The 24,381-nt window shown below is 70.5% G+C and carries 21 protein-coding genes; 11 read left to right on the top strand and 10 right to left on the bottom strand.

Annotated features, from left to right (window positions below):
• Positions 1–190: 190 nt before the first annotated feature.
• Complete coding sequence (locus ACWGO0_RS21300) at positions 191–1,462, bottom strand: extracellular solute-binding protein (protein ID WP_453537056.1); 1,272 nt, start codon at positions 1,460–1,462, stop codon at positions 191–193.
• 371 nt (positions 1,463–1,833) lie between these two features.
• Here ACWGO0_RS21300 and ACWGO0_RS21305 point away from each other — a divergent pair, with 371 nt between their 5' ends.
• Positions 1,834–2,877: a LacI family DNA-binding transcriptional regulator gene (locus tag ACWGO0_RS21305; protein WP_453537059.1), complete on the top strand. Its 1,044-nt coding sequence runs from the start codon at positions 1,834–1,836 to the stop codon at positions 2,875–2,877.
• Between the two features lie 90 nt (positions 2,878–2,967).
• Positions 2,968–3,870, top strand: coding sequence for a phosphatase PAP2 family protein (locus ACWGO0_RS21310; protein ID WP_453537062.1), 903 nt, complete (start codon positions 2,968–2,970; stop codon positions 3,868–3,870).
• Between the two features lie 51 nt (positions 3,871–3,921).
• On the opposite strand, the gene ACWGO0_RS21315 is transcribed toward ACWGO0_RS21310, so the two are convergent.
• Positions 3,922–5,520 carry an amidohydrolase gene (locus ACWGO0_RS21315; protein ID WP_453537065.1) on the bottom strand — a complete coding sequence of 533 codons (1,599 nt, stop codon included), beginning with the start codon at positions 5,518–5,520 and terminating at the stop codon, positions 3,922–3,924.
• An 11-nt stretch (positions 5,521–5,531) separates the two neighbouring features.
• Positions 5,532–7,010: an APC family permease gene (locus ACWGO0_RS21320; RefSeq protein ID WP_453537068.1), complete on the bottom strand. Its 1,479-nt coding sequence runs from the start codon at positions 7,008–7,010 to the stop codon at positions 5,532–5,534.
• A 131-nt stretch (positions 7,011–7,141) separates the two neighbouring features.
• On the opposite strand from ACWGO0_RS21320, the gene ACWGO0_RS21325 reads away from it, so the two are divergent.
• On the top strand, positions 7,142–7,750 hold the full coding sequence (locus tag ACWGO0_RS21325) for a TetR/AcrR family transcriptional regulator C-terminal domain-containing protein (protein WP_453537071.1): 609 nt from the start codon (positions 7,142–7,144) through the stop codon (positions 7,748–7,750).
• Between the two features lie 113 nt (positions 7,751–7,863).
• Here the strand turns inward: ACWGO0_RS21325 and ACWGO0_RS21330 are convergent, their stop codons facing one another.
• From ACWGO0_RS21330 to ACWGO0_RS21340, 3 genes are all read right to left on the bottom strand, one after another.
• Positions 7,864–10,854: a bifunctional [glutamine synthetase] adenylyltransferase/[glutamine synthetase]-adenylyl-L-tyrosine phosphorylase gene (locus ACWGO0_RS21330; RefSeq protein WP_453537074.1), complete on the bottom strand. Its 2,991-nt coding sequence runs from the start codon at positions 10,852–10,854 to the stop codon at positions 7,864–7,866.
• A gap of 133 nt (positions 10,855–10,987) precedes the next feature.
• Positions 10,988–11,779: a putative protein N(5)-glutamine methyltransferase gene (locus ACWGO0_RS21335; protein WP_453537076.1), complete on the bottom strand. Its 792-nt coding sequence runs from the start codon at positions 11,777–11,779 to the stop codon at positions 10,988–10,990.
• Between the two features lie 202 nt (positions 11,780–11,981).
• Entirely contained in the window at positions 11,982–12,206 is a 225-nt protein-coding gene (locus tag ACWGO0_RS21340; protein WP_453537078.1) for a hypothetical protein, read from the bottom strand.
• Between the two features lie 156 nt (positions 12,207–12,362).
• Here ACWGO0_RS21340 and ACWGO0_RS21345 point away from each other — a divergent pair, with 156 nt between their 5' ends.
• Both ACWGO0_RS21345 and ACWGO0_RS21350 read left to right on the top strand, forming a co-directional pair.
• Positions 12,363–12,689: a hypothetical protein gene (locus ACWGO0_RS21345; RefSeq protein WP_453537081.1), complete on the top strand. Its 327-nt coding sequence runs from the start codon at positions 12,363–12,365 to the stop codon at positions 12,687–12,689.
• Entirely contained in the window at positions 12,686–13,381 is a 696-nt protein-coding gene (locus ACWGO0_RS21350; protein ID WP_453537084.1) for a hypothetical protein, read from the top strand. The genes ACWGO0_RS21345 and ACWGO0_RS21350 overlap by 4 nt, the downstream gene beginning before the upstream one ends.
• Before the next feature lie 15 nt (positions 13,382–13,396).
• On the opposite strand, the gene glnA is transcribed toward ACWGO0_RS21350, so the two are convergent.
• On the bottom strand, positions 13,397–14,758 hold the full coding sequence (gene glnA / locus ACWGO0_RS21355; RefSeq protein WP_382734398.1) for a type I glutamate--ammonia ligase: 1,362 nt from the start codon (positions 14,756–14,758) through the stop codon (positions 13,397–13,399).
• A 242-nt stretch (positions 14,759–15,000) separates the two neighbouring features.
• Here glnA and ACWGO0_RS21360 point away from each other — a divergent pair, with 242 nt between their 5' ends.
• The 6 genes from ACWGO0_RS21360 to ACWGO0_RS21385 all read left to right on the top strand — a co-directional run bounded on the left by ACWGO0_RS21360 (position 15,001) and on the right by ACWGO0_RS21385 (position 21,073).
• The gene (locus ACWGO0_RS21360) at positions 15,001–15,681 is read left to right on the top strand and encodes a DUF3105 domain-containing protein (RefSeq protein WP_453537087.1); all 681 of its coding nucleotides are present in this window, start codon (positions 15,001–15,003) and stop codon (positions 15,679–15,681) included.
• 59 nt (positions 15,682–15,740) lie between these two features.
• The gene (locus tag ACWGO0_RS21365) at positions 15,741–16,448 is read left to right on the top strand and encodes a DUF305 domain-containing protein (RefSeq protein WP_453537285.1); all 708 of its coding nucleotides are present in this window, start codon (positions 15,741–15,743) and stop codon (positions 16,446–16,448) included.
• A 131-nt stretch (positions 16,449–16,579) separates the two neighbouring features.
• Complete coding sequence (locus ACWGO0_RS21370; protein ID WP_453537090.1) at positions 16,580–17,005, top strand: CBS domain-containing protein; 426 nt, start codon at positions 16,580–16,582, stop codon at positions 17,003–17,005.
• A 116-nt stretch (positions 17,006–17,121) separates the two neighbouring features.
• A complete protein-coding gene (locus tag ACWGO0_RS21375) occupies positions 17,122–17,571 on the top strand; it encodes a hypothetical protein (protein ID WP_453537093.1) in 450 nt (149 codons plus the stop codon).
• Between the two features lie 60 nt (positions 17,572–17,631).
• Entirely contained in the window at positions 17,632–19,215 is a 1,584-nt protein-coding gene (locus tag ACWGO0_RS21380) for a multicopper oxidase family protein (protein WP_453537096.1), read from the top strand.
• A 103-nt stretch (positions 19,216–19,318) separates the two neighbouring features.
• A complete protein-coding gene (locus ACWGO0_RS21385) occupies positions 19,319–21,073 on the top strand; it encodes an NAD+ synthase (protein WP_453537099.1) in 1,755 nt (584 codons plus the stop codon).
• A gap of 62 nt (positions 21,074–21,135) precedes the next feature.
• On the opposite strand, the gene ACWGO0_RS21390 is transcribed toward ACWGO0_RS21385, so the two are convergent.
• The 3 genes from ACWGO0_RS21390 to ACWGO0_RS21400 form a co-directional block, all read right to left on the bottom strand.
• Positions 21,136–22,359: an MFS transporter gene (locus ACWGO0_RS21390; RefSeq protein ID WP_453537102.1), complete on the bottom strand. Its 1,224-nt coding sequence runs from the start codon at positions 22,357–22,359 to the stop codon at positions 21,136–21,138.
• Positions 22,360–22,495: 136 nt separating this feature from the next.
• Complete coding sequence (locus ACWGO0_RS21395; RefSeq protein WP_453537105.1) at positions 22,496–23,518, bottom strand: endonuclease/exonuclease/phosphatase family protein; 1,023 nt, start codon at positions 23,516–23,518, stop codon at positions 22,496–22,498.
• Between the two features lie 191 nt (positions 23,519–23,709).
• Positions 23,710–24,348, bottom strand: coding sequence for a TetR/AcrR family transcriptional regulator (locus ACWGO0_RS21400; protein ID WP_453537108.1), 639 nt, complete (start codon positions 24,346–24,348; stop codon positions 23,710–23,712).
• Positions 24,349–24,381 lie beyond the last annotated feature (33 nt).

Here is a 24,381-nt window from a genome sequence, read left to right on the forward strand (position 1 = left end):
CTGGTGGGCTGGTATTTTTTTATAAGACACTGGCCCCGGCTAACCTGTGCGTCTACTGCGCCCGCGGTACTTTGCTGGGCGGGGGGGGTTTACCATTCCCGGGGCTCCGGCGGCGGGCGACGTCGTCGCCCGCGGCCTTCGCCACCGACTGGCTGGTGTGGACAGCCATCAGCCGGCCTGCCTTCCTGGGTTACTTCCAGCCCTTGAGGAGCTTGCGGTAGGAGTCACCGGTGGCCGACGCGGCCTTCTCCGGCGTGGTCTGGCCGGTGAGGACCTTGGTGTACTCGGTGACGAGCGGCGCGAAGAGGCTGCCGGTCTCCGGGATCCAGGGGCGCTCGACCGCGGTCTCGACGACCGGCTTGAAGAAGCCGACGATCTCGCTGTCCACGGCCTCCTGCCTGGCGTACGCGGAGGTACGGGTCGGCAGCAGGTTCAGTTCACCTGCGGTCTGCGCCTGGGTGTCCTCGGACGTCATGTACTCGACGAAGGCGTAGGAGGCGTCGAGGTTCTTGGAGCCCGCGTAGACGGCGAGGTTGTGGCCGCCCTGCGGGGCGCCCTGGTCGGCGGAGCCGGCCGGGACCGGGGCGATGCCCAGGTTCGCCTTGTCCGAGAACTCGGCACCGGTGAGCGTGTCGGCCACGGCCCACGGGCCGTTGATCATCATCGCGACCTTGCCGTCCTTGAACGACGACTGCATGTTCTCCCAGCCGTCGGTGGCGTCGGTCTTCGCGGCACCGGAGTCCACGAGGTCCTTGACGACCTCGAAGGCCTTGACGCCCTCGGGCTTGTCGACGGTGACGGACTTGGAGGAGGCGTCGACCAAGTCGCCGCCCTCGCCGTACAGGAAGGACAGGAACCAGTACGCGTCGTCGCCGCGCAGGTAGAGGCCGGTCTTGCCGGTCTTGTCCTTGATCTTCTTCGAGACGGTCTTCAGGTCGGCGATGCTCGACGGGACCTCGACACCGGCCTCCTTGAAGATCTTCTTGTTGTAGAAGACGCCCATGGAGTCGATGACCTGCGGGACCGCGTACGTCTTGTCCTTGTACTTGGTGGACGCGGCGGCCTGCTTGAGGAAGTCGTCCTGGTCCTTCAGCGCGGCGGTGCCGTCGAGCGGGGCCAGGTAGCCGAGGTCGGCGAACTCGGGCGTCCAGGCGACCTCGGAGCGGATCACGTCGGGGGCGCCCGCGCCGGCCTGGGCGGCGTTCTTGAACTTGTTCTGCGCCTCGCCGAACGGCACGTTGACGTACTTGACGTCGACCTTCGGGTGCTTCTTCTCGAAGCCCTCTGCCAGCTTCTTGAAGACCTTGTCCTCACTGCCGACGGTGGAGGTGTCCCACCAGGTCACCGTGCCGGAGAGCTCTCCCGAGCTCTTGCTGCCCTCGGTCTTGTCGTCGCTGCCGCAGGCGGTCGCCGCGAGCGCCAGGGCCGCAACCAGGGCGGTGGCCGTTATGCCACGTCGCATCTGAACTCCTTCAACTGCCGTACCGCTCCGTCGCGGCGCCGGGTCGACGTGAACGTAACAAGGATGAAAGACGACCGAAAGACCTTGCGGAAGATTTCTGCAAGCTCCGGCGATCGTTACATCCGCGTGTCCTCAAGGTTGCCGTCGGGACTCTTGACGAGAGCGTCGTACCCCTGCCCACCCCAGGCCACACCCGGTATATCCGCAGTGCGACGATCCGACTGCAGCCAGCAAACCAGGACCGCAAGACCTTGCAAGCTGTTGCTGCGGGGCGGCTGTGACCTCATGATTCCAGCCGCCGGGAACAGCCCGCACGGCCGATTCCCGTGCACGGTGGGCAATCCGACACAGGCCCGGTACAGTCCCCTTTCATGACCGCACGGCTTGCCGATATCGCAACTCAGGCGGGGGTCAGCGAAGCTACGGTCAGCCGTGTACTGAACGGCAAGCCCGGTGTTGCCGCTGCCACCCGTGAATCCGTCCTCGCGGCGCTCGACGTCCTGGGCTACGAACGCCCCGTGCGCCTGCGCAGGCGCAGTGCCGGTCTGGTCGGCCTCATCACGCCCGAGCTGGAGAACCCGATCTTCCCGGCGCTGGCCCAGGTCATCGGCCAGGCGCTGACTCGGCAGGGCTACACCCCAGTGCTGGCGACGCAGACTCCCGGCGGCTCCACCGAGGACGAACTCACGGAGATGCTCGTCGACCGGGGCGTCTCGGGCATCATCTTCGTCTCGGGACTGCACGCGGACACCTCAGCCGATATGCAGCGCTACGAACAACTGCGCGCACAGGGTGTGCCCTTCGTTCTCGTCAACGGCTTCTCGCCGAAGGTCCAGGCGCCGTTCATCTCCCCCGACGACCGGGCCGCGATGCGGCTCGCGGTGACGCACCTCGTCTCGCTGGGACACCAGCGGATCGGTCTGGCGGTGGGCCCCAAGCGCTTCGTCCCGGTGCTCCGCAAGATCGAGGGTTTCCACGCCACGATGCAGGAGCAGCTGGGCCTCACCGCCGACGCGGTGGAGGAGTTGATCCAGCACTCCCTGTACACGCTGGAGGGCGGCCAGGCGGCCGCATCGGCGCTGATGGAGCGCGGCTGTACCGCGGTGGTGTGCGCGAGCGACATGATGGCGCTCGGCGCGATCCGCGCGGCCCGCCGGCTGTCGCGGGAGGTGCCGCGCGATCTGTCGGTGGTCGGCTACGACGATTCGCCTCTCATAGCGTTCACCGATCCGCCGCTGACCACGATCCGGCAGCCGGTGACGGCGATGGGCCAGGCCGCGGTACGGACGTTGCTGGAGGAGATCGGCGGGACGCCCGCTCCGCACAGCGAGTTCGTGTTCATGCCTGAACTGGTGGTTCGCGGGTCGACGGCCTCCGGACCCGGTTCCGGCCCGGGCTCTCCCGCCCGTTCGTGACATGCAGGATGTGCGACCGGATCCCGACCGGAGGATGATCGGGGAGTGTGGGACGTATCTGGCAGACTCTGCGCCTATGGGTGAATCGCATTGAAGACACAGGAAGGCCGGACGGCGGCCACCCCGTCACCCACTGCCGACGAGGCAGCCCCGGAGGCGAATCAGCACAGCGCTCCGACGCGGCTGCGGTCGATGCGGTCGCCCCGTAGACCACGGCTCTGGTTCGAGATCCTGCTGATCGCGGTGAGTTACTGGCTGTACTCGCTGGTGCGCAACGCCGTACCCGAGCAGAAGGCCGCGGCCCTGCGCAACGCCGACTGGATCTGGTCGGCCGAGAAGGCCATGGGGCTCGCCTTCGAGGAGACGGTCAACCGGGCGGTCAACTCGGTGACATGGCTCATCGTGTCGATGAACTACTACTACGCGACGCTGCACTTCGTCGTCACCATCGGTGTGCTCGTCTGGCTGTTCCGCCGGCATCCCGGGCGCTACGCCGCGACCAGACTGGTCCTCTTCGCGACCACGGGCGTAGCCCTGCTCGGCTACTACCTGTATCCCCTGGCACCGCCCCGCCTGATGAACGGCGGGAGCTTCATCGACACCGTGCTGCTGCACCAGACCTGGGGCTCGATGGCCTCGGGCAACTTCAAGAACATGTCGAACCAGTACGCGGCGATGCCGTCGATGCACATCGGCTGGTCGCTGTGGTGCGGTCTGACCATCTTCGCGCTGGCCTCGGCGCCCTGGGCGCGGATCCTGGGGCTGCTCTATCCGACGGTCACGCTGGTCGTGATCGTGGCGACGGCCAACCACTTCTGGCTGGACGCGGTGGGCGGCATCGCCTGCCTGAGTTTCGGTTACGCGGTGTCGTACGCCTGGTACGGATCGCTGCCGCACCGCCTCCCGAAGCTGGTGCCATCCGCCGGCCGGCGACGGCTGGGGGCGTTGTCCCCGGAGGCGGCGACGGCGCGGTCCGGCTCTTCGCGCGTGTAGGCCCCCTGTGTCCGGCGCCGGGAGAACCGGCGCCGGACCATGATGGGACGGTCAGGCGCGGTGCACGACGCGGCCACCGGTGACGGTCAGCCGTATCGGGGCCTCCCCCAGCTCATCGGCGGGCGCTTCCACCGGGTCCAGACCGAAGGCCGTCAGGTCGGCCCGGTGGCCGACGGCGATGCGGCCCGCGTACGCCTGTTCCCCGGCGGCCACCGCCGCGTGCGAGGTGCAGCCCTCCAGCGCCATCAGCCCCGTGAGCGCCTGCTCCGCGGCGACCGGCTCGGTGTCGTACGCGCCGGGGAGCCGCCGCAGCCGCGCCGTGGCCAGCACCTGGCGTACGTCGTAGTGCGCGATCGGCCAGTCGGAGCCCAGCGCCAGATAGGCGCCCGCGTCCCGCAGGTCCCGGCAGCGCCAGGCCCTCGACGCCCGCTCGTCACCGAGCCGCTTGGACCACTCGTCGGTGTGATCGGCCCGGGTGTACGCGGTGTGGGTGGGCTGCATCGAGGCGATCACCCCGAGCTCCGCGAACCGGGCCGCCAGCGCGTGCGGCACCGTCTCGATGTGCTCGACACGGTGGCGGAGCCTGCCGCTCTCCCCCAGCGCCTCCACGGTGTCCAGTACGTGCCGGACAGCCGCGTCACCGATGGCGTGGGTGGCGGTGCCGACCCCGTTGCGGTGCAGATGGTGCACGGCCTCGGTGTACGCCGCCGGGTCGGGCCAGAACGCTTCGGTGCCCTGGCCGTGGCAGTCGGCGTGCTCCAGCCAGGCGGTGCCGCCCTCGACGGTGCCGTCCATGAAGAACTTCACCCCGCCGACCCGCCAGAGCCGCCCGGCCTCGCTCTGGAGCCGTACCAGCTCGTCCAGGGCCTCCCGGTCGGCGCCCGGCATGCACCAGGGGGCGAGCCGGAGCCGTACCGGCAGGTCCGTCACCTCCTCCACGGCGGCGAGCAGTGCGGGTACGGAACCGTCGCCGAGGTCCATCACATGGGTGCCGGTGAGGCCGGTGGCCGCCATCTCCGAGAGGAGCGCGACGAGGCGGGTGCGGCGCTCGGCGTACGAGGGCCGGGGCAGCAGCGTGGACACCAGGTCCATCGCGGCGTGCTCGATGAGATGACCGGTGGGTCGCCCGTCGTGGTCGCAGACCACGGTGGAGCGCTGGGTGAAGGTGCGCGGCCCGGTGATGCCCGCCCGTTCCAGGGCGGCGCCGCTGACGAGCGCGGAGTGGCCGTCGTAGAGCCGGATGAACGCGGGTGCGCCGCCGAGCGCGTCCTCGACGAGGGCGCGGTCGACGGGGTGGCCGCCGAAGGCGTTGTGGTCCAGGCCCCAGGCGACGACCCAGCCCTCGGTGCGCTCGGCCGCGGCGAGGGCGGCGCGGAGCTGGTCGAGGTCGCGGACAGCGGTGAGGTCGGCTCCGGTGGCCATGTCCAGGCCCATGACCGGGTGGCTGTGGGCGTCGACCAGGCCGGGGGTCAGGGTGGCCCCGGTCAGGTCGACGGTCTCCGTTCCTGGACCGCGCAGCTCCCGCAGTCCTTCGGCGTCCCCGACCGCGGTGATCACCCCGTCCGTGACGGCCACCGCGGTGGCTTCCGGCCGGGCCGGGTCGAGGGTGCGGACGCGTGCTCCGGTGAGGAGGAGGTCGGCTGCGGGCACGGTGGGACTCCTTAGACGGTGGTGGAGGAGGGGGCCGGGTCGGCGGGGCGCGGTGCGGCGCCGGGCTCGGCCTGCTCGGCCGGCTCGGCGGCGAAACCGGCGTACACCTCGGGCCTGGTACGGCGCAGCCGGCGGGCGAGGCCGAGGCCGGCCAGGAAGACGGCGGGGACCACGGCGACGAGCACGATGTTCACGCCGGTCGAGGCACCGGAGAAGAGATCGACGTTGTAGACGACGAGACCGATCGCGGCGGCGAGCAGCACGGCGGCGACGGCTGGCGCCACGACGGTGCGCAGCGCGCCCTCGGTGTGGGTGATGCGCCGGAAGTACCGCAGGACGGCCAGGGCCGCGAGGAGCTGGAGCACCATCAAGGCGATCATGCCGGGGGTGTTGACCCAGAGCAGGAGCTGCGCGTACGGGTCGGCGCCTGCCGCGGCGAAGGCGATGACGACGACCGCGCCGAGTGCGATCTGCGCGGCGCCCGCCACGTGGGGCGACCGGTGGCGCGGGTGGAGCCGGCCGAAGGCCGGGGGCAGGACGCCTTCCTCGGCGAGCGCGAGTCCGTACCGGTTGATCGCGTTGTGGAAGGCGAGGAGCGAGGCCAGGATGCTGGTGATGATCAGGATGTGCATCAGGTCGGCGGCCCAGGGCCCGACGTAGGTGGTGATGGCCGCGAAGAACATCCCGCCCGGGTCGGTGGCGGCGGCCTCGACGACCTTCTCGTCCCCGAACGCCTGGATGACGGCCCAGACGATGAAGGAGTAGAAGAGCCCGAGGAACGCCACGGCGATGTAGGTGGCGCGCGGGACGCTCCGGTCCGGGTTCTTGGCCTCACGGCGGTAGATGACCGTCGACTCGAAGCCGGTGAACGCGGCGAAGGCGCAGGCCAGCACGGCCGCCATGCCGGGTACGAAGACATTGCCCGGGGCGAAGGAGTCGAGCGAGATTCCCGTGGCGCCGCCGTCCAGCAGCACTCCGCCCGCGAGCAGGACGAGGATGCCGGTCTCGGCGACGAGCAGGACGCCGAGCAGTTTGGCGCCGAAGTCGATGGAGCGGAAGCCGCCGTACCAGACGATCAGCAGACCGGCGAGTGCGATCGGCAGCCAGGGCACGTCGATGCCCCACATGGACTGGAGGGTGTCGGCGGTGGCGGAGCCGAGGAGTCCGTAGACGCCGATCTCCATGCCGTTGTAGCCGAGCATGGCGAGCAGGGACGCGGAGATACCGAGCGGGCGGCCGAGTCCTCGGGTGATGTAGGCGTAGAACGCGCCGCCGCTGCGGACGTGGCGGCTCATGGTGGTGAACCCGACGGCGAAGATCGCGAGCGTGATGCCGGCGAGCAGATATCCGACCGGGGCGCCGATGCCGCCGAGCATGATGGCGATCGGGGCGACCCCGGCCATCACGGTGAGCGGGGCCGCGGCGGATATGACGAAGAAGGCGATGTCGGCGGTGCCGAGCGTGCCTTTCCGGGGAGTGGGCGCAGACATACGAAAGAGGGCCCTTCTGCGGCTGGCGGGGCAGGGGCCGGAAACCTAAAGGCTTTCGGTTTCGGCAATGTAGCCTCACGTCCAGGCGTTGGGAAGACCCCTTCGGCAGACGTACGTCAGGAGAACCGCACATGGGAAGGCCGCGCACCCGGCTGCTCGACCCCGAGCGCATCACCACCGTGGCGCTCGAACTCCTCGACGAGAAGGGAGATTTCAGCGTCCCGGAGATAGCGCGGCGGCTCGGGGTGCAGACCGGTTCGATCTACCACCATGTGGACGGAAGGTCCGGCGTCGTCGAGCTCATCCGTGAGCGGGTGTCCGAGGCGATCGACACGTCGACGCTCGGCCTGGAGCCCTGGGACGCGGCGATGACCGCGTGGGCCCGCTCCTACCGTGCGGCGTTCGCGGCGCACCCGCGCACGATCCCCCTGCTCACGATGAATCCGGTGCGCACACCGAAGGTGCTGTCCCAGTACGAGCAGGCGGTACGGCTCCTGCTCGGGGTGGGCTTCCCGATCACGGAGGTGATGGCGGTGATCACCGCGCTGGAGAACCTGGTGCTGGGGTCGGCGCTGGACCTGGCGGCGCCGGAGACGATGTGGGAGCTCCCGGACGACGGGACGACCCCGCGACTGGCGGAGGCACTGGCGGCGGTGGGGCCCGCGCGGGCGGACGCGGCGTTCGAACTGGCTCTGGGGGCGTTCATGGCGCATTGCCGGGAACGGGCGGCATCCGCTTGAGGAGCGGGGTCCGCACTTTCAGCCTCGCCGGCGTTTGAGGCGCGGGGTCCGGGGCGGTGCCCCGGTTTCGGGAAGGGGCGGGGAGGGGACAAGCCCGCCGCAGGCGCGACCCGTCACGCGCCGTAGAACCGCTCCTCCACCACCGCCCGCGCCCGCCGCGTAATCCGTCGGTAGTCGTCCAGCATGTCGCCCACGTGCCCCGGCTCGTACCCCAGATAGCGCCCCACGGCCGTGAGTTCGCGCGGGCTCGACGGGAACGTGTCGCCCGGCCTCCCCCGTACCAGCATCACCGCGTTGCGCACCCGCGTCGCGAGCACCCACGCCTCGTCCAGCGTCCGGGCGTCCTCGGTCGGGATCAGCTCGGCCGCGCACGCCGCGGCCAGCGCCTCCCTCGTACGCGTCGTCCGCAGTCCGGGCTCGGCCCAGCCGTGCTGCAACTGCATCAGCTGCACGGTCCACTCGACATCGCTCAGCCCGCCGCGCCCCAGCTTCGCGTGGAGCGTCGGGTCGGCGCCGCGCGGCATCCGCTCGGACTCCATCCGGGCCTTGAGCCGGCGGATCTCGCGGACGGCGTCGTCGCCCAGGCCCTCCATCGGATAGCGCAGCTGATCGATCAGCTCGATGAAACCGCGCCCCAACTCCTCGTCGCCCGCGACCGGTTCGGCCCGGAGCAGCGCCTGACTCTCCCAGATCAGCGCCCAACGCCGGTAGTAGGCCTCGTACGACTTCAGCGTACGTACCATCGGGCCGCTCTTGCCCTCCGGCCGCAGATCGGCGTCGATCAGCAACGGCGGGTCGGCCGTGGGCAGTTGGAGCAGCCTTCGCATCTCGGTCACGACCGTGTTGGCCGCCCGGCCCGCCTCCTGGTCGCTCACGCCCTCGCGTGGCTCGTGCACGAACAGGACGTCAGCGTCGGACCCGTACGCCAGCTCGTGTCCCCCGAAGCGGCCCATGCCGATCACCGCGAAGCGGGTCGGCAGGGTGTCCCCCCAGTGCTCCCGTACGACGGCTCGCAGGGCGCCCGAAAGGGTGGCGGCGTTCAGGTCGGAGACCGCGGAGCCGACCCGGTCGACGAGTGCGCCCAGGTCCTGTTCGGCGGGGTTCTCCTCCGTACCGTAGGAGCGGATGATGTCGGCGGCCGTCGTCCGGAACAGCTCCCGGCGCCGTACGCCACGCACCACGGCGACGGCGGACTCGGCGCCTTCGGCCCGCCCCACCGCGGCCAGCACCTCCTGCTCCAGGTGCTCACGGTTGCGCGGCTTCAGGCCCTCCGGGTCGCCGAGGATCGCGACGGCCTCCGGGGCGCGCAGCAGCAGGTCGGGGGCGAGGCGGCCGGCCGACAGGACGCGGGCGAGGTTCTCCGCCGCCGCCCCCTCGTCGCGCAGGAGCCGCAGATACCAGGGGGTCTTGCCCAGCGCGTCCGAGACCTTGCGGAAGCCCAGCAGTCCGGCGTCCGGGTCGGCGGAGTCCGCGAACCAGCCGAGCAGCACCGGCAGCAGCGTGCGCTGGATGGCGGCCTTGCGGGACACCCCCGACGACAGCGCCTCCAGGTGCCGCAGGGCCGCGATCGGGTCCGCGTAACCGAGGGCTTCGAGCCGCGTTCCGGCGGCCTTCGCGCTGAGCCGGGACTCACCGGGCGCCAGCTGGGCGACGGCATCCAGCAGCGGCCGGTAGAAGAGCTTCTCGTGCAGCCGGCGCACGACGGACGCGTGGCGTTTCCACGCCTTGTTGAGCTCGGCGACCGGGTCCGTACGCAGCCCGAGTGAGCGGCCGAGCCTGCGCAGATCCGCTTCGTCCTCGGGCACCAGATGGGTGCGGCGCAGCCGGTAGAGCTGGATGCGGTGCTCCATGGTGCGCAGGAAGCGGTACGCCTCGTCGAGCTGCGCCGCGTCGACGCGCCCCACGTAGCCGCCCTCGGCGAGGCCCCGCAGCGCGCCCAGCGTCGATCCGCTGCGCAGGCTCGCGTCGCTGCGGCCGTGCACGAGCTGGAGCAGCTGGACGGCGAATTCGACGTCCCGCAGCCCGCCGGGGCCGAGCTTGAGCTCGCGGTCGACGCGGTCGGCCGGGATGGTGGCGACGACGCGGCGGCGCATCTTCTGTACGTCGGCGACGAAGTTCTCCCGGTCGGCGGCCTGCCACACGAGCGGCGAGACCGCCTCGACGTACTCGGCGCCCAGCTCGGGGTCGCCGGCCACCGGCCGGGCCTTCAGCAGTGCCTGGAACTCCCAGGTCTTGGCCCAGCGCTGGTAGTAGGCGAGGTGGGAGGACAGCGTCCGCACGAGGGGGCCGTTGCGCCCCTCGGGACGGAGGTTGGCGTCGACCGGCCAGATGGTGCCCTCGACGGTCGTGTCGGAGCAGATCCGCATCATGTGCGCGACCAGTCGGGTGGCGGCGGGCACGGCCCCGCTCTCCTCGACACCGTCGACCGGCTCCGCCACGAAGATCACGTCGACGTCGGAGACGTAGTTCAGTTCGTGGCCGCCGCACTTGCCCATCGCGATGACGGCGACCCGGCAGAGTGCGGCATCGGCGGGCGCGGCCGTACGGGCGATGGCGAGCGCCGCACGCAGGGTGGCCGTCGCCAGGTCGGCCAGCTCGGCGGCGCTCTCGGCCAGGTCGATGGTGCCGCACACGTCGCGCGCCGCTATGGCCAGCAGGCAGCGGCGGTAGGAGACCCGCAGCGAGTCCGGGTCGACGGCGTCGGAGAGCCCCCGCTCGAATTCGGCCACCCCGGGATGCAGGTCGGCGGCCTCGTACGTGACGAGCGCCTGCCAGTCGCGCGGATGGCGTGCCAGATGGTCCCCGAGCGCCTCCGAAGCGCCGAGGACGCCGAGGAGCCGGTCCCGCAGGGGCTTGGCGGTGACCAGGGTGTCCAGCAGGATCTGCCGCTCGTCGGCGTCCTCGGCCTCGACGAGACGGACCAGGCCCCGCAGCGCCAGATCGGGGTCTGCGGTCGCGCCGAGCGCTTCGAGCAGGACGGGATCGGAGCGTACGGAGGAGAGGGCGTCGAGCTCCAGCAGCCGTTCGGCGGCGGACGGGTCGGTGAAACCGTGCCGCAGCAGTCGGGTGAACGTACTGCTTCTGCGCCCCGGCACCGTCGTCATCCCACGCTCTCCCTGCCTGCCGACCGTCACATACCAGCGGTTCGAGCCTAGCCGGGCACCGAGAAATCCGTACCGGCCGCCCACGGTCCGCCCGGCGAAAGGAGGTGGGGCGGGTTCCTGCCCCCACCGCCGATCAGGCAGCCGGTCTGGTCCCGATGACGACGGTCGAGTACAGCTCGTCGGAGGTGACCACGCGCGGGATCAGCCCGCCGCTGCCCACCGCCTCCTCCGCCCGCGCCGCCTGCCGCTCGCTCGTCTCGACGAGCAGGCTGCCGCCAGGCGCCAGCCACCGCGGTGCCTCGGCGGCCACCCGGCGCATGATGTCGAGCCCGTCACCGCCACCGTCGAGAGCCACGCGCGGTTCGTGGATGCGTGCTTCGGCGGGCAGCAGTTCGACATCGTCGGTCGGTACGTACGGCACGTTGGCGAGCAGTACGTCGACGCGTCCGCGCAAGGAGTCCGGCAGGGGTGCGAAGAGGTCGCCCTCGTAGACCTGGCCGAGGTCACCGACATTGCGCCGGGCGCACCGCACGGCCGCCGGTTCGACGTCGGTGGCGTGGAGCTCGACCCCTTCCAGCGCCGCCGCCAGCGCGGCTCCGAGCGCTCCCGAGCCGCAGCAGAGGTCGACGACGACGGACGGGGTGGGGGTGAGGCCCACGGCCTGCTGGACCAGGAACTCGGTGCGACGCCTGGGCACGAAAACACCGGGGCCGACATGGACGCGCAGTCCGCAGAACTCGGCCCAGCCGAGGACGTGTTCGAGGGGCAGACCCGCGACGCGGCGTTCGACCATGTCGGCCAGGACGGCCGGGGTGCCGGCGGTGGAGAGCAGAAGTGCGGCCTCGTCCTCGGCGAATACACAGCCTGCGGCGCGGAGGGTGGTGACGATCGACGAGAAGGAAAGCGGTGACGCGGAAACCGACATGAAGCGGAGCCTTTCGGGAAATGCCGATGGGCGCTCCGCGATCGTCTATGTCGGGTCGACCACGCGATCGTCGGAAGGGAGCACCCAGCCTGATACAGCGGTAATGGGTCTCACCTCCTGAAATACGTCCCCGTGCGGGGAGGGCTCACCATACCCCAGAGCCTGACGAGCAGTGCGTGCCCTGGGATGGGTGGAAACAGAGTCAGCGTCGCCGAGGACCGTGGTCGCGACCGCCGTCGATGAAGCGGTTATGGACCGCGATCGAGGTGTTGTTCGCCCGGGTCTCCCGGATCTGCGCGCTGTGGTGGCGCTCGATCTCCAGGCCGTCGAAATTCTGCGTACGGCGCCGGGCCCGCAGATTCACCCTGACAACCAGGAGCACGATCAGTGCCAGCAAGGTGCCGAGAAGTACGAGTACCGCCGTCATATGTTCCCCCGTCCAGAAAGCTCCATTGTCCGCGCCGCCACCCTGCTCGTCCAGCAATGACGGCACAGGGCCTCAACTGCCCATCCCTGCTTGCCGTCCTGCCGTAATCTCGACCGCCGGAGCCCTCGCCCACCACCGGATCAGGAGCAGCGACCCATGCCGAATCACGACGCGTCAGCGCACTATCTGCGACGCCATGACCCCACCAAGGTCACGGGCTTCGCCTGGGAGTTCACCGGCGAGAGCCTGACCATCCGTGGTGACTGTCCACGGTGCGTGGGCGAGACGAGCTATCAGCCCCCGATCAAGGTCCAGGTCGGCGGCACGAAGGGCCCAGGAGGCCCGGCGAAGATCGACCGCATGGTCCCGGAGGAGATGTACATGGTGTGCCAGTGCCCGCACTCGCACCCCGATGACACCCAGGGGAAGGGCGGCTGCGGCCTTTCCTGGACCGCGGTGCGTCCGCCGGCCGGCACCTCATGAGCGGGGCGGAGAGGTACACGACGGACCAGTTGGACCGCGCCGACGCACGGCTCCTGGAGATGCTGGACGCGCAACTGGACATCGCACGCCGGCAGGCCGCGGGATGGCTCAACTTCCTCACCCTCGCCACAGGTCTGCTGACCGCGGTCCTGATCCTGAAGGGCCGCGACAACGTCACCGAACTCACCACGGGCTACCGGCTGGCGGTGACCACCCTCATCGTGTGCGCCTTCGCGGGCCTGCTGTGCGCCGCCCTCGCGGCGGTGTCGGCGGCGCACGGCAAGCCGGGGGATCATCTGCCGTACGCCGATGCGGTGCGCCTGCTCGACTGGGAGGAGACCGAGCGGGAGCGGATCGCGGACCGCATCCACTTCGTGCGCCGGGCGACCACCGGCGGCGTCGTCGCGGTGGCGGCGGCGGTTCTGCTCACCTGGAACGCGCCCGCGGCCGAGGAGAAGAAACCGGACACCCAGCTGGTGACCGTACGGACCCCGGCGGGCCCGGTCTGCGGGGAACTCGTCGCGGCGGACGCCAGGGGCGTCACGCTCCGGGTGGCCCCCGCCACCACAACCGGCAAGAAGGCGAAGGACGACAAGGCGGGCGGCCCGGAAAAGGCCGCGAAGCCCGGCGTCCTGCGCCATCTGCCGTGGGGGCCGGACACCACCGAAGCGACCCCGGCCCTTACCTGCTGACCTGCTGACGTGCGGTTACAGCACCGGCAGGAGGTTCTTCAGCTCGAAGGCCGTGACCTCGCTGCGGTACTCCTCCCACTCCTGCTTCTTGTTGCGCAGGAAGAAGTCGAAGACGTGCTCGCCGAGTGTCTCGGCGACCAGTTCGCTCTTCTCCATGAGGGCGATCGCCTCGCCGAGGTTCTGCGGGAGCGGCTCGATGCCCATCGCGCGGCGTTCGGCGTCGGAGAGGGCCCAGACGTCGTCGTCGGCGCCGGCCGGGAGTTCGTAGCCCTCCTCGATGCCCTTGAGGCCCGCGGCGAGCAGCACCGCGTACGTCAGGTAGGGGTTGGCGCCGGAGTCGATGGAGCGGACCTCCACGCGGGCCGAGCCGGTCTTGCCGGGCTTGTACATGGGGACGCGGATCAGGGCGGAGCGGTTGTTGTGGCCCCAGCAGATGTACGAGGGGGCCTCGCCGCCCGCGCCCGCGGCGCGCGAGGAGCCGCCCCAGATGCGCTTGTACGAGTTGACCCACTGGTTGGTGACCGCGGAGATCTCGGCGGCGTGCTTCAGCAGGCCCGCGATGAAGGAGCGGCCGACCTTGGAGAGCTGGTACTCGGAGCCCGACTCGTAGAACGCGTTGCGGTCGCCCTCGAAGAGGGAGAGGTGGGTGTGCATGCCCGATCCCGGGTAGTCCGAGAACGGCTTCGGCATGAAGGTCGCCTGCACGCCCTGCTCCAGCGCGACCTGCTTCATGACCAGGCGGAAGGTCATGATGTTGTCGGCGGTGGAGAGCGCGTCCGCGTAACGCAGGTCGATCTCCTGCTGGCCCGGTGCGCCCTCGTGGTGGCTGAACTCCACCGAGATACCCATCGATTCGAGCATGGTGATCGCCTGGCGGCGGAAGTCCATGCCGACGTTCTGCGGGGTGTGGTCGAAGTAGCCGGAGTTGTCGGCGGGCGTCGGCCTGGTGCCGTCGAGCGGCTTGTTCTTCAGGAGGAAGAACTCGATCTCCGGGTGGGTGTAGAAGGTGAAGCCCAGGTCGGAGGTCTTGGCGAGGATGCGCTTGAGCACATAGCGCGGATCGGCGAAGGACGGCGAACCGTCGGGCATGAGGATGTCGCAGAACATCCGGGCCGTGCCGGGCGCCTCCGCGCGCCAGGGGAGGATCTGGAACGTGCCGGGGTCGGGCTTGGCGATCATGTCCGATTCGTACACCCGGGCGAATCCCTCGATGGCTGAGCCGTCGAAGCCGATGCCCTCGTCGAACGCCTGCTCCAGCTCCGCGGGTGCCACGGCGACGGACTTGAGGAACCCGAGGACGTCGGTGAACCACAGCCGCACGAAGCGGATGTCGCGCTCCTCAAGGGTCCTGAGGACGAATTCCTGCTGCTTGTCCATAGCCACATCCTTGCAGTTCAGACGGTCTGTGCACCACCGCCCGGGGTAGGGGAGGAACTCCAGTATCACGACCCGGGATTTCACCCAGATTACGCACTCGGTGTGAGAGAGAGCACTCGGCCACCCACTACGATCGGCGCCCAAGGCGTGCAAGGGGGCCCGCGGCTTCGCAACTGCCCTCCGCACGCCGGTCCCAGGACCGGATTTCCTCCCCTCACCCCTTCGCAGAAGGACTGGCCGACATGAGTTTCGACCGCAGGACCCGCCCGGAGCAGACGCACAGTGCCGACAGCGCGCGCGACCGCCGCAACCGGGTCACCGCCATAGCGCTGAGCGCCCTGGTGGTCGCCGGTCTGGTCGGTTTCGGCTCGTACCTCGTGCTGGACAAGTCCGAGGCGAAGGAGCAGACCTCGGATGCGGTGGCGGAGGACGCCAAGCAGCCCTCGGAGGACAAGGGGGCCCTGGCCGCCGAGCCCATCAAGGACGAGAAGTCCTGGGACGCGGCGAAGCTGACTCGCAACCACGTCGCGGGCGAAGTGAAGTACGCCATGAAGCCGCCGGTCGGCGGTGACCACAACCAGGCATGGCTGAACTGCGACGGTGTCGTATACGAGAAGGCCGTCCAGGACGTCAACGCGGTGCACTCCCTCGAACACGGTTCGGTATGGGTGACGTACAGCGGCAAGGCCGACGCCGCCGATGTGCGCAAGCTCGCGAGTCGCGTCGAGAAGACCCCGTTCTCGCTGATGAGCCCGTACGAGGACCAGGCCGGGGCGATCATGCTGAGCGCCTGGGGCAAGCAGGTCACGGTGGACAGCGCCGACGACCGGCGGGTGGCCCAGTTCTTCGCGAAGTACGTCCAGGGCCCGCAGACGCCCGAGCCGGGCGCGCCCTGCACGGGCGGGATCGGGGCCGCCGGGTGACGCAGGGTCCTGACACCGGCACGGAGCCGGCGGAGTCCGCGGAGTCGGCGGACGCGAGCGTGCGGCGCACGCAGTGGGTCGCGGGCTCCGCCGTCGCTCTCGCCCTGCTGTTCGCGGGGGTCGCGACGGTCGCCTCCGCACGGGACGACGCGGCGGGTGGCTCGGCGGACGCGGCCCCGGCGCACTCCGCCCCCTCCGCGCGGTCGGCCGACGCGGGCTTCGCGCGCGATATGGCCGTCCACCACCAGCAGGCCGTGGAGATGTCCTTCATCGTCCGTGACCGGACGCGGGACGAGGACGTACGGCGTCTCGCGTACGACATCGCCAACACGCAGGCCAATCAGCGGGGCATGCTGCTCGGCTGGCTGGAGCTGTGGGAGCTGCCGAAGACCTCCCCCGACGGGCAGCCGCCCATGCACTGGATGGCCGAAGGTCACAGCGGGCACGGCGGGCACGACATGGGCGGTACGGCGGGGGCGGACGGCTCGGGGTTCACCGCCCGCGACGGGGCGTTCATGCCCGGCATGGCCACCCGGACCGAGCTCGACCGGCTCCGGGCGGCCGACGGCAAGCAGGCCGAGATCCTGTACCTCCAGCTGATGACCGACCACCACAAGGGCGGTGTCGACATGGCCCGCGGCTGCGCCGAGCTGTGCACCGTCAAGGTCGAGAAGCGGCTCGCCCAGGGCATGGTCGACGCCCAGCGGTCCGAGCTGGACCTGATGGACGGCATGCTGAAGGACCGGGGCGCGAAGCCCCGCCCCTGACGGCGCACGGTCACCGGCCGCACCCACCCGAACGGGCGACAGCGGTCGCGGGACCCCGGGCCGCCCCACGACGATGGGGTGCGCTCGGGGCCGTACGCCGGTTCCCACCGGCACGCAGGAGGAAACCCTTCATGACGACCGCCAAAGACATCATGCACACCGGGGCCCAGTGGATTCCGGCTCACGAGACTCTCGACCGTGCCGCGCAGATGATGCGCGACCACAAGGTGGGCGCGCTGCCCATCTCCGCCAACGGTGAACAGGACCGTATGGTCGGCATCCTCACCGACCGCGACATCGTGGTCGGCTGTGTGGCGATGGGCCGCGACCCGTCGAAGGTGACCGCGGGCGACCTCGCCCAGGGCACGCCCCGCTGGATCGACGCCGACGCGGGCGTCGAAGCGGTGCTGGAGGAGATGCAGCAGCATCAGATCCGCCGCCTCCCCGTGATCGAGAACAAGATGCTGATCGGCATGATCAGCGAAGCCGATCTGGCGCAGCACCTCACCGAGGAGCAGATCGCCGGCTGGGCGGAGAAGGTCTACTCGCGCAACTGACGCGCCACCCTGACAGCCGTGGCCCGGCACCCCTGGCGAAGGGCGCCCCCCCCCCCCGCGGGGGGGGGGGGGGGCCCCCCCACGGCCCGTATACCCGGTGGGGGTAGGGTGGCTGTGTGGAGCGGAAGAGGAGCGCGACGTTCGGGCAGTGGCTGCTGCTCGTCGCGCTGCTGTTCGGGATCGCCACCATGCACACCGTGGGGCATCCCTCCGAGCACCCACCACCCGGGACCTCGGCGACGGTGGCGCACGCGGGTCACCCGGCCGCTTCGGACGCCGACGCGCATGTCGGCGCTGATGCAGGCGCGGGCGTCGGCGCGGGCGTCGGCGCTGATCTCGGCGCTGATGCCGACGCCGCGCCGATGAGCGGCATGGACCCGATGGCCGTATGCCTCGCCGTGCTGAGCACCTGGGCCGTGGCCCTGCTCGCTCTCCGCCTGCTCAGGCCGAAGCGGGCCGGCCCGTTGTCCAGCCGCGCGGCCGGAGTACGGCTCCCCCTGCTCCCCCGGCCCGATCCACCTCCCCGCAAGACCGTTCTCGCCAGTCTGTCGGTGCTGCGCATCTAGGAGCGGGCGTTCACCTCCGCCCTCCTCCAGCACACCGACTTCATTGAGGTGCACTCAGTCATGTCCGCACAGCACACCCGCCGAGCCGTGCTCGGCACCGGAATCGCCCTGGCAGGTACGGGAGTTCTCGCCGCCTGTTCCGGCGGTACGTCAGCCGGTACGGCCTCCGGCGCGAAGACCGGCGACCGGTTCGTATCGCCCGACGGCAAGGAGGTCGCGGCGGCCGAGGCCGAGCGGGGCTCCGGCCCCGTACGGAAGGTCTCGCTCACCGCGACCCCGGCCCGACTGGATCTGGGCGGCGGACGCACGGTCCGCTCCTGGGCCTACGGAGACCGGCTGCCGGGCACCGAGGTCCGGGTCACCGCCGGCGACACGCTGGCGCTCACGCTCGCCAACCATCTGCCGCGGCCGACCTCGCTGCACTGGCACGGCCTCGCCCTGCGCAACGACATGGACGGCGTGCCGGGACTGACGCAGCGGGACATCGCGCCGGGGGCGGACTTCACGTACAGGTTCGCGGTTCCGCACCCGGGGACGTACTGGTTCCATCCGCACTCGGGGGTCCAGCAGGATCGCGGGCTGTACGCGCCGCTGATCGTCGAGGACCCGAAGGAGCCGCTCTCGTACGACAGCGAGTGGGTCGTCGTCCTCGACGACTGGGTCGACGGGGTGGACGGCTCGACACCGGACGCGGTCCTCGCCGAGCTCAGCAAGGGCATGGGCGGGGAAGGTGAAGGCGGGATGGATCACGGCGGGCACGACATGTCGCAAATGTCCATGCAGACCGAGGGCGAGGGTGAAGGCGAGGGGCCCTCGCGCGTGATGATGGGCGCCACCAGCGAACTGCTCGGTGGCGACGCGGGCGACGTCGCCTATCCGTACTACCTGGTCAACGGCCGTACGCCGCAGTCCCCTTCGTCCTTCACCGCCCGGCCGGGCGACCGCATCCGGCTGCGCATCGTCAACGCGGGCGGGGACACCGCTTTCCGGGTCGCGCTCGGCGGCCACCGCATGACCGTCACGCACACGGACGGCTTCCCGGTCCGGCACACGACGACGGACGCCCTGCTGCTCGGCATGGGCGAGCGGTACGACGTGCTGGTCACCGCCGGGGACGGCGTGTTCCCGCTGACCGCGCTCGCCGAGGGCAAGAAGGCGTCGGCGCTCGCCCTGCTGCGTACGGGTGGTGGCGCGGCGCCCGCCGCCTCCGTACGGCCCAAGGAGCTGGACGGGAAGCTGGTGACGGCCGACCGGCTGGTGCCGGACCCGTCCGTCGCCCTGCCCACGCGCATGCCGGACCGTACGGTCCGGATCCGGCTCACGGGTTCCATGGCGGCGTACGACTGGGCCTTCGACGGGAAGCCGTACAGCTCCGGTCAGCGGCATCCGGTGGAGGCCGGGGAGCGGGTCAGGCTGGAGTTCCACAACACCACGTCGATGTGGCATCCGCTGCATCTGCACGGCCACACCTTCGCGCTGGCCGGCGGTGCGGCCGGGGCGCGGAAGGACACCGCGGTGATCCTGCCCAAGCGTCCGCTGACGGTGGACTTCGACGCCGACAACCCGGGGCTGTGGATGCTGCACTGCCACAACGTCTACCACGCGGAGGCGGGCATGATGACGGTCCTCGGCTACCGGCGCTGATCCGCCGTCCCAACCCCCGTCCTGGCGGGCCGGCCCTGATCTCGCACGGGTTCCATCCGGCTCGCCAGGACATCGCGTCAGAAAGACGATTAGACTGGGCGGCGTGCCTCAACTACGCCTCGCACTGAATCAGATCGACTCGACGGTCGGCGATCTCGCCGGCAACGCCGAGTCGATCGTCCACTGGACCCGGCACGCCGCCGAGCAGGGCGCCCATCTCGTGGCGTTCCCCGAGATGGCGTTGACCGGCTACCCCGTCGAGGACCTGGCCCTGCGGTCGTCCTTCGTCGAGGCCTCGCGCGACGCGCTGGGCGCGCTCGCCGCCCGCCTCGACGCGGAGGGTTTCGGCGAGCTGCCGGTCGTCGTCGGCTATCTGGACCGCTCCGGGAAGGCCCAGGCCCGGTACGGCCAGCCCGCCGGGTCCCCGCAGAACGCCGCCGCGGTGCTGCACCGCGGGCGGATCGCGCTGAGCTTCGCCAAGCACCATCTGCCCAACTACGGCGTCTTCGACGAGTTCCGGTACTTCGTACCGGGCGACTCGATGCCCGTCGTGCGGATCCACGGCATCGATGTGGCGCTCGCGATCTGCGAGGACCTCTGGCAGGACGGCGGCCGAGTGCCGGCCGCGCGGTCCGCGGGGGCCGGGCTGCTCCTGTCCATCAACGCCTCGCCGTACGAGCGGGACAAGGACGACACCCGGCTCGAACTGGTCCGCAAGCGGGCCCAGGAGGCCGGCTGCACCACGGCGTACCTCGCGATGATCGGCGGACAGGACGAGCTGGTCTTCGACGGTGACTCGATCGTCGTGGACAAGAGGGGCGAGGTGATCGCCCGCGCCCCGCAGTTCGCGGAGGGCAGCGTGATCCTCGACCTGGAGCTGCCGGCCGCCGCGGCCGAGGCGCCGTCGGGGACGGTGGACGACGGGCTGCGCATCGATCATGTGGTGCTCTCCGAGAAGCCCCTCCCGGCGTACGAGCCAGAGCTGTTGGGCGGTTACGCGGAGCGGCTCGACGACGACGAGGAGCTGTACTCGGCGCTGGTCGTCGGTCTGCGTGCGTACGCCGCGAAGAACGGTTTCAGCAGTGTGCTGGTCGGGCTCTCGGGCGGCATCGACTCGGCGCTCGTCGCGGCCATCGCGTGCGACGCGCTCGGCGCTCGATACGTGTACGGGATCTCGATGCCGTCGAAGTACTCGTCGGACCACTCCAAGGGCGACGCAGCCGAACTGGCCCGCCGTACCGGGCTGAACTTCCGTACGGTGCCGATCGAGCCGATGTTCGACGCGTACATGGGGTCACTTGAGCTGACCGGGCTCGCCGAGGAGAACCTCCAGTCGCGGCTGCGCGGCACGATGCTGATGGCCGTCTCCAACCAGGAGGGGCAGATCGTCCTCGCGCCGGGCAACAAGTCCGAGCTGGCGGTGGGGTACTCGACGCTGTACGGGGACTCCGTCGGTGCGTACGGCCCGATCAAGGACGTCTACAAGTCATCGGTCTTCCGGCTCGCGAAGTGGCGCAACCGGGCGGCGGAGGAGCGGGGGCAGACCCCGCCGATCCCGGAGGCGTCGATCACCAAGCCGCCGAGCGCGGAGCTGCGGCCGGGCCAGGTGGACACGGATTCGCTGCCCGACTACGACGTACTGGACCGGCTCCTGGAGCTGTACGTGGACCGGGACCAGGGGCGTGACGCGATCGTCGCGGCCGGGTTCGACGAGGCGCTGGTGGCGAAGACGCTGCGGATGGTGGACACCGCGGAGTACAAGCGGCGGCAGTACCCGCCGGGTACGAAGATCTCGCCGAAGGGGTTCGGGAAGGACCGGCGGCTGCCGATCACGAACCGGTGGCGCGAGTCGGGGTGACGGAGTGAAGGGCTGACGGGTTGACGGGTTGACGAGGCGACGGAGTGGGGCCGGGCGGGCGGTCAGTGGGCTTTGGAGCGGGCGCCCGGCTCCGCCTCGTGCGTGACGCCGGTCCCACCCGCCACGACCCGGGACGCCGCACCCGGCGTACGGTCCAGGACGCCCGCCGTCACCGCGATCCCCAGGCCCAGCACCGCCAGCACCGCGCCCACGAGGGCCGGTGACGTCCAGCCCCAGCCGGCCGCGATCGCCACGCCGCCCAGCCACGCGCCGCCCGCGTTGGCGAGGTTGAAGGCCGAGTGGTTGGAGGCGGACGCGAGCGTGGGCGCGTCCTTCGCCTTGTTCATGACCAGCATCTGCAGCGGTGTGGTCGTCATGAACCCGACCCCTCCCAGCAGCACCACCATCACCAGCGCCGCCCACTGCACATGGACGGTGAACGGGAAGACGACCAGGACGACGGCGAGCGCCGCCAGCGACCCGTACAGCGTCGGACGCAGGGCACGGTCCGTGAGCGGTCCCGCGGCGAGCGCGCCCAGGGTCATCCCGATGCCGAACAGTGCCAGCACCAGCGTCACCGAGGATTCGCCGAAGCCCATCGCCTCGGTCGTCATGGCCGAGAGGTAGGAGTAGACGGCGAAGACCCCGGCGAAGCCGAAGACGGCGGTGAGCAGTCCGAGGAGCACCTGACGGTTGCCCAGCGCCTTCAGTTCGCGGCGGACGTTCTGCTGCGCGTCGAGCGGGATCTGCGGGACGAGGCGGGTGAGCGCGGCCATCGCGCAGAGTCCGATCACCGCGACGACCAGGAAGGTCGCGCGCCACCCCAGGTGCTGGCCGAGCAGCGTGGCCGCGGGTACGCCGATGATGTTGGCCACGGTGAGGCCCAGGAACATCGTCGCGACGGCCCGCGCCCGGCGGCCCTCCGGCACCAGCGTGGCGGCGACGACCGCGCCGACGCCGAAGAACGCGCCGTGCGGGAGCCCGGCCAGCAGCCGGCCCGCGAGCAGCCAGCCGAAGTCGGGGGCGAGCGCCGAGGCGAGGTTGCCGACGGTGAAGAGGGCCATCAGCAGCAGGAGCATCCGCTTGCGCGGGACGCGGGAGCCGAGGCCGGTGAGCAGCGGGGCGCCGAGGACGACGCCGATCGCGTACGCCGATACGAGGTAGCCGGCGGTGGGCACGGACGTTCCCAGGTCGTCCGCGACATTGGGCAGGAGGCCCATCATCACGAACTCGGTCGTTCCTATGCCGAACGCGGAGACGGCCAAGGCCAGCAGGGCCAGAGGCATGGGGAAGGAACCTTTCGGCGACAGCAAGGGCGGGGGTGCCGGCCTCGTTGCCGGGATCGGTTGAGCGATCTTTAAGTAATCAACCGAAACAAATTGTCGCAGATCGACGATGCCGCAAGGTGAACGGGCCGTTGCGTCAGAGTTCGACGCGGGCGGCGATCGGGAGATGGTCGCTGTCCGTGGCCGGGAGCGACCACGACGACAGGGGTTCGACGCCCTTCACCATGATCTGGTCGATGCGCGCCATCGGGAACGAGGCGGGCCAGCTGAAGCCGAAGCCGTCGCCCGCGGCGCCCTGTGTGGAGCGCAGCTGAGAGGTGACCGCGTTCAGCGAGCGGTCGTTCATCGTGCCGTTGAGGTCGCCGAGCAGGACGACCCGGTCGAGCGGTTCGTCCGCGATGGCCTCGCCGAGGGCGTCGGCGCTGTTGTCCCGCTGGTTGGCCGTGAACCCGGCGTTCACCTTCACCCGCACGGACGGCAGGTGGGCCACGTACACCGCGATCCGGCCCTCCGGGGCCGCGACCGTGGTGCGCATCGCCCGGGTCCAGCCCATCTTGATGTCCACGGGCCGGGTGTCGCTGATCGGGTACTTGCTCCACAGCCCGACGGTGCCCTGCACCGAGTGGTGCGGATAGCGGGCGGCGAGCGACTTCTCGTACGTCGCCACCTGGCTGCCCGGCAGTTCCTGGAGGGCCACCACGTCCGCGCCGGAGCCCGCCACCTGCTGGGCGGTGCCCTCGGGGTCGGGGTTGTCGGCGTTGACGTTGTGGGTGGCTACGGTGAGATCGCCGCCCGCGCCCGACTTGTCGGTGAGCAGGCCGCCGAAGACGTTGAGCCAGACCACGACAGGAAGCAGCAGGGCCACCAGCGCGGTCGCGGAGCGCCGTACGAGGCCCAGGACCAGCAGCAGCGGAATGAAGACCGCGATCCAAGGCAGGAACGTCTCGGTGAGGCTGCCCAGGTTGCCGATGGTGTTGGGAATCTGCGCGTGGAAGATCATCACGAGGGTGATGAGGACCGAGCAGACGGCGAGAAGGATTCCGCGCCGCCAGATTCCGCGGTCCGACGTCCATCTCTCGCGCAGGCCCTGGAGGCGGGTTCCGGTGCGTGGCGGCTCCACGCTGCCGTTGCCGGTGTCCGCTCCGTACGCCTGCACCATCGCGCTGTCCTCACTGCCTTGCCCTACACATCGCCGCGCCCCACGACCCTAGGCGATGGGCGGCGCTTTCCTGCCGTCGACGACGGCCGTACGCACCACAGGACGACCGTCGCGGCACGGCGGGTTCCGTTCAGGACACGGCTGAGGGGCCTTGTGACAGAACGCTCACACTCGCGCGGAGCTTCGGCGCGTCAGCTGTGACCTGCGGTTACGGGGGCGAGCCCCTGGAGGAGGGTCCTGATGATGCGGTCGGCGAGGTCCTCGGGCAGCGGTGCGTCCTGCCGGTGGACGGTGCGTACGAGCATGGGGCCGACGAACAGGTCGTCCATCAGCTCCACGTCGAGGTCCGCGCGCAGTTCACCGGCATCGACGGCGCGGCGCACGGCCGCGAGCATCGCGACGCGGCGCGGCGCGATCACCGTGGCCTGGTACTCGGCCCACAGCTTCGGGTGGCTCTTCATCTGCGCGAAGACGTTGTGGAGGAGGACGGAGGACCGCTGGGCGAGGCCGCGCGTACGCATCGATTCCAGCAGCAGCCGGAGGTCGTCGAGTCCGGCGGTGCCGGAGACGGCGGGTTCGGGGGGTTCGATATCGCGCAGGACGTCGACGAAGAGCTCTTCCTTGCCGCTCCAGCGCCGGTAGATGGTGGCCTTGCCCACTCCGGCGGTGCGGGCGATGCGCTCGATGGAGAGGCCGGCGAGAGGTTCGCCGGCCTCCAGGAGCTCCACCACGGCGTCCAGGATCGCCCGCTCCGCCGCGGCGGAACGGGGGCGGCCTCGGCGGGGTTCCGGATCGTTGCCGTGGTCCCGGCCCTGGTCCTCTGCCTGCACGTGAATCCGCCTTTCACCGCACCGTACGGCCGT

The organism is Streptomyces sp. NPDC055749, from assembly GCF_053617235.1.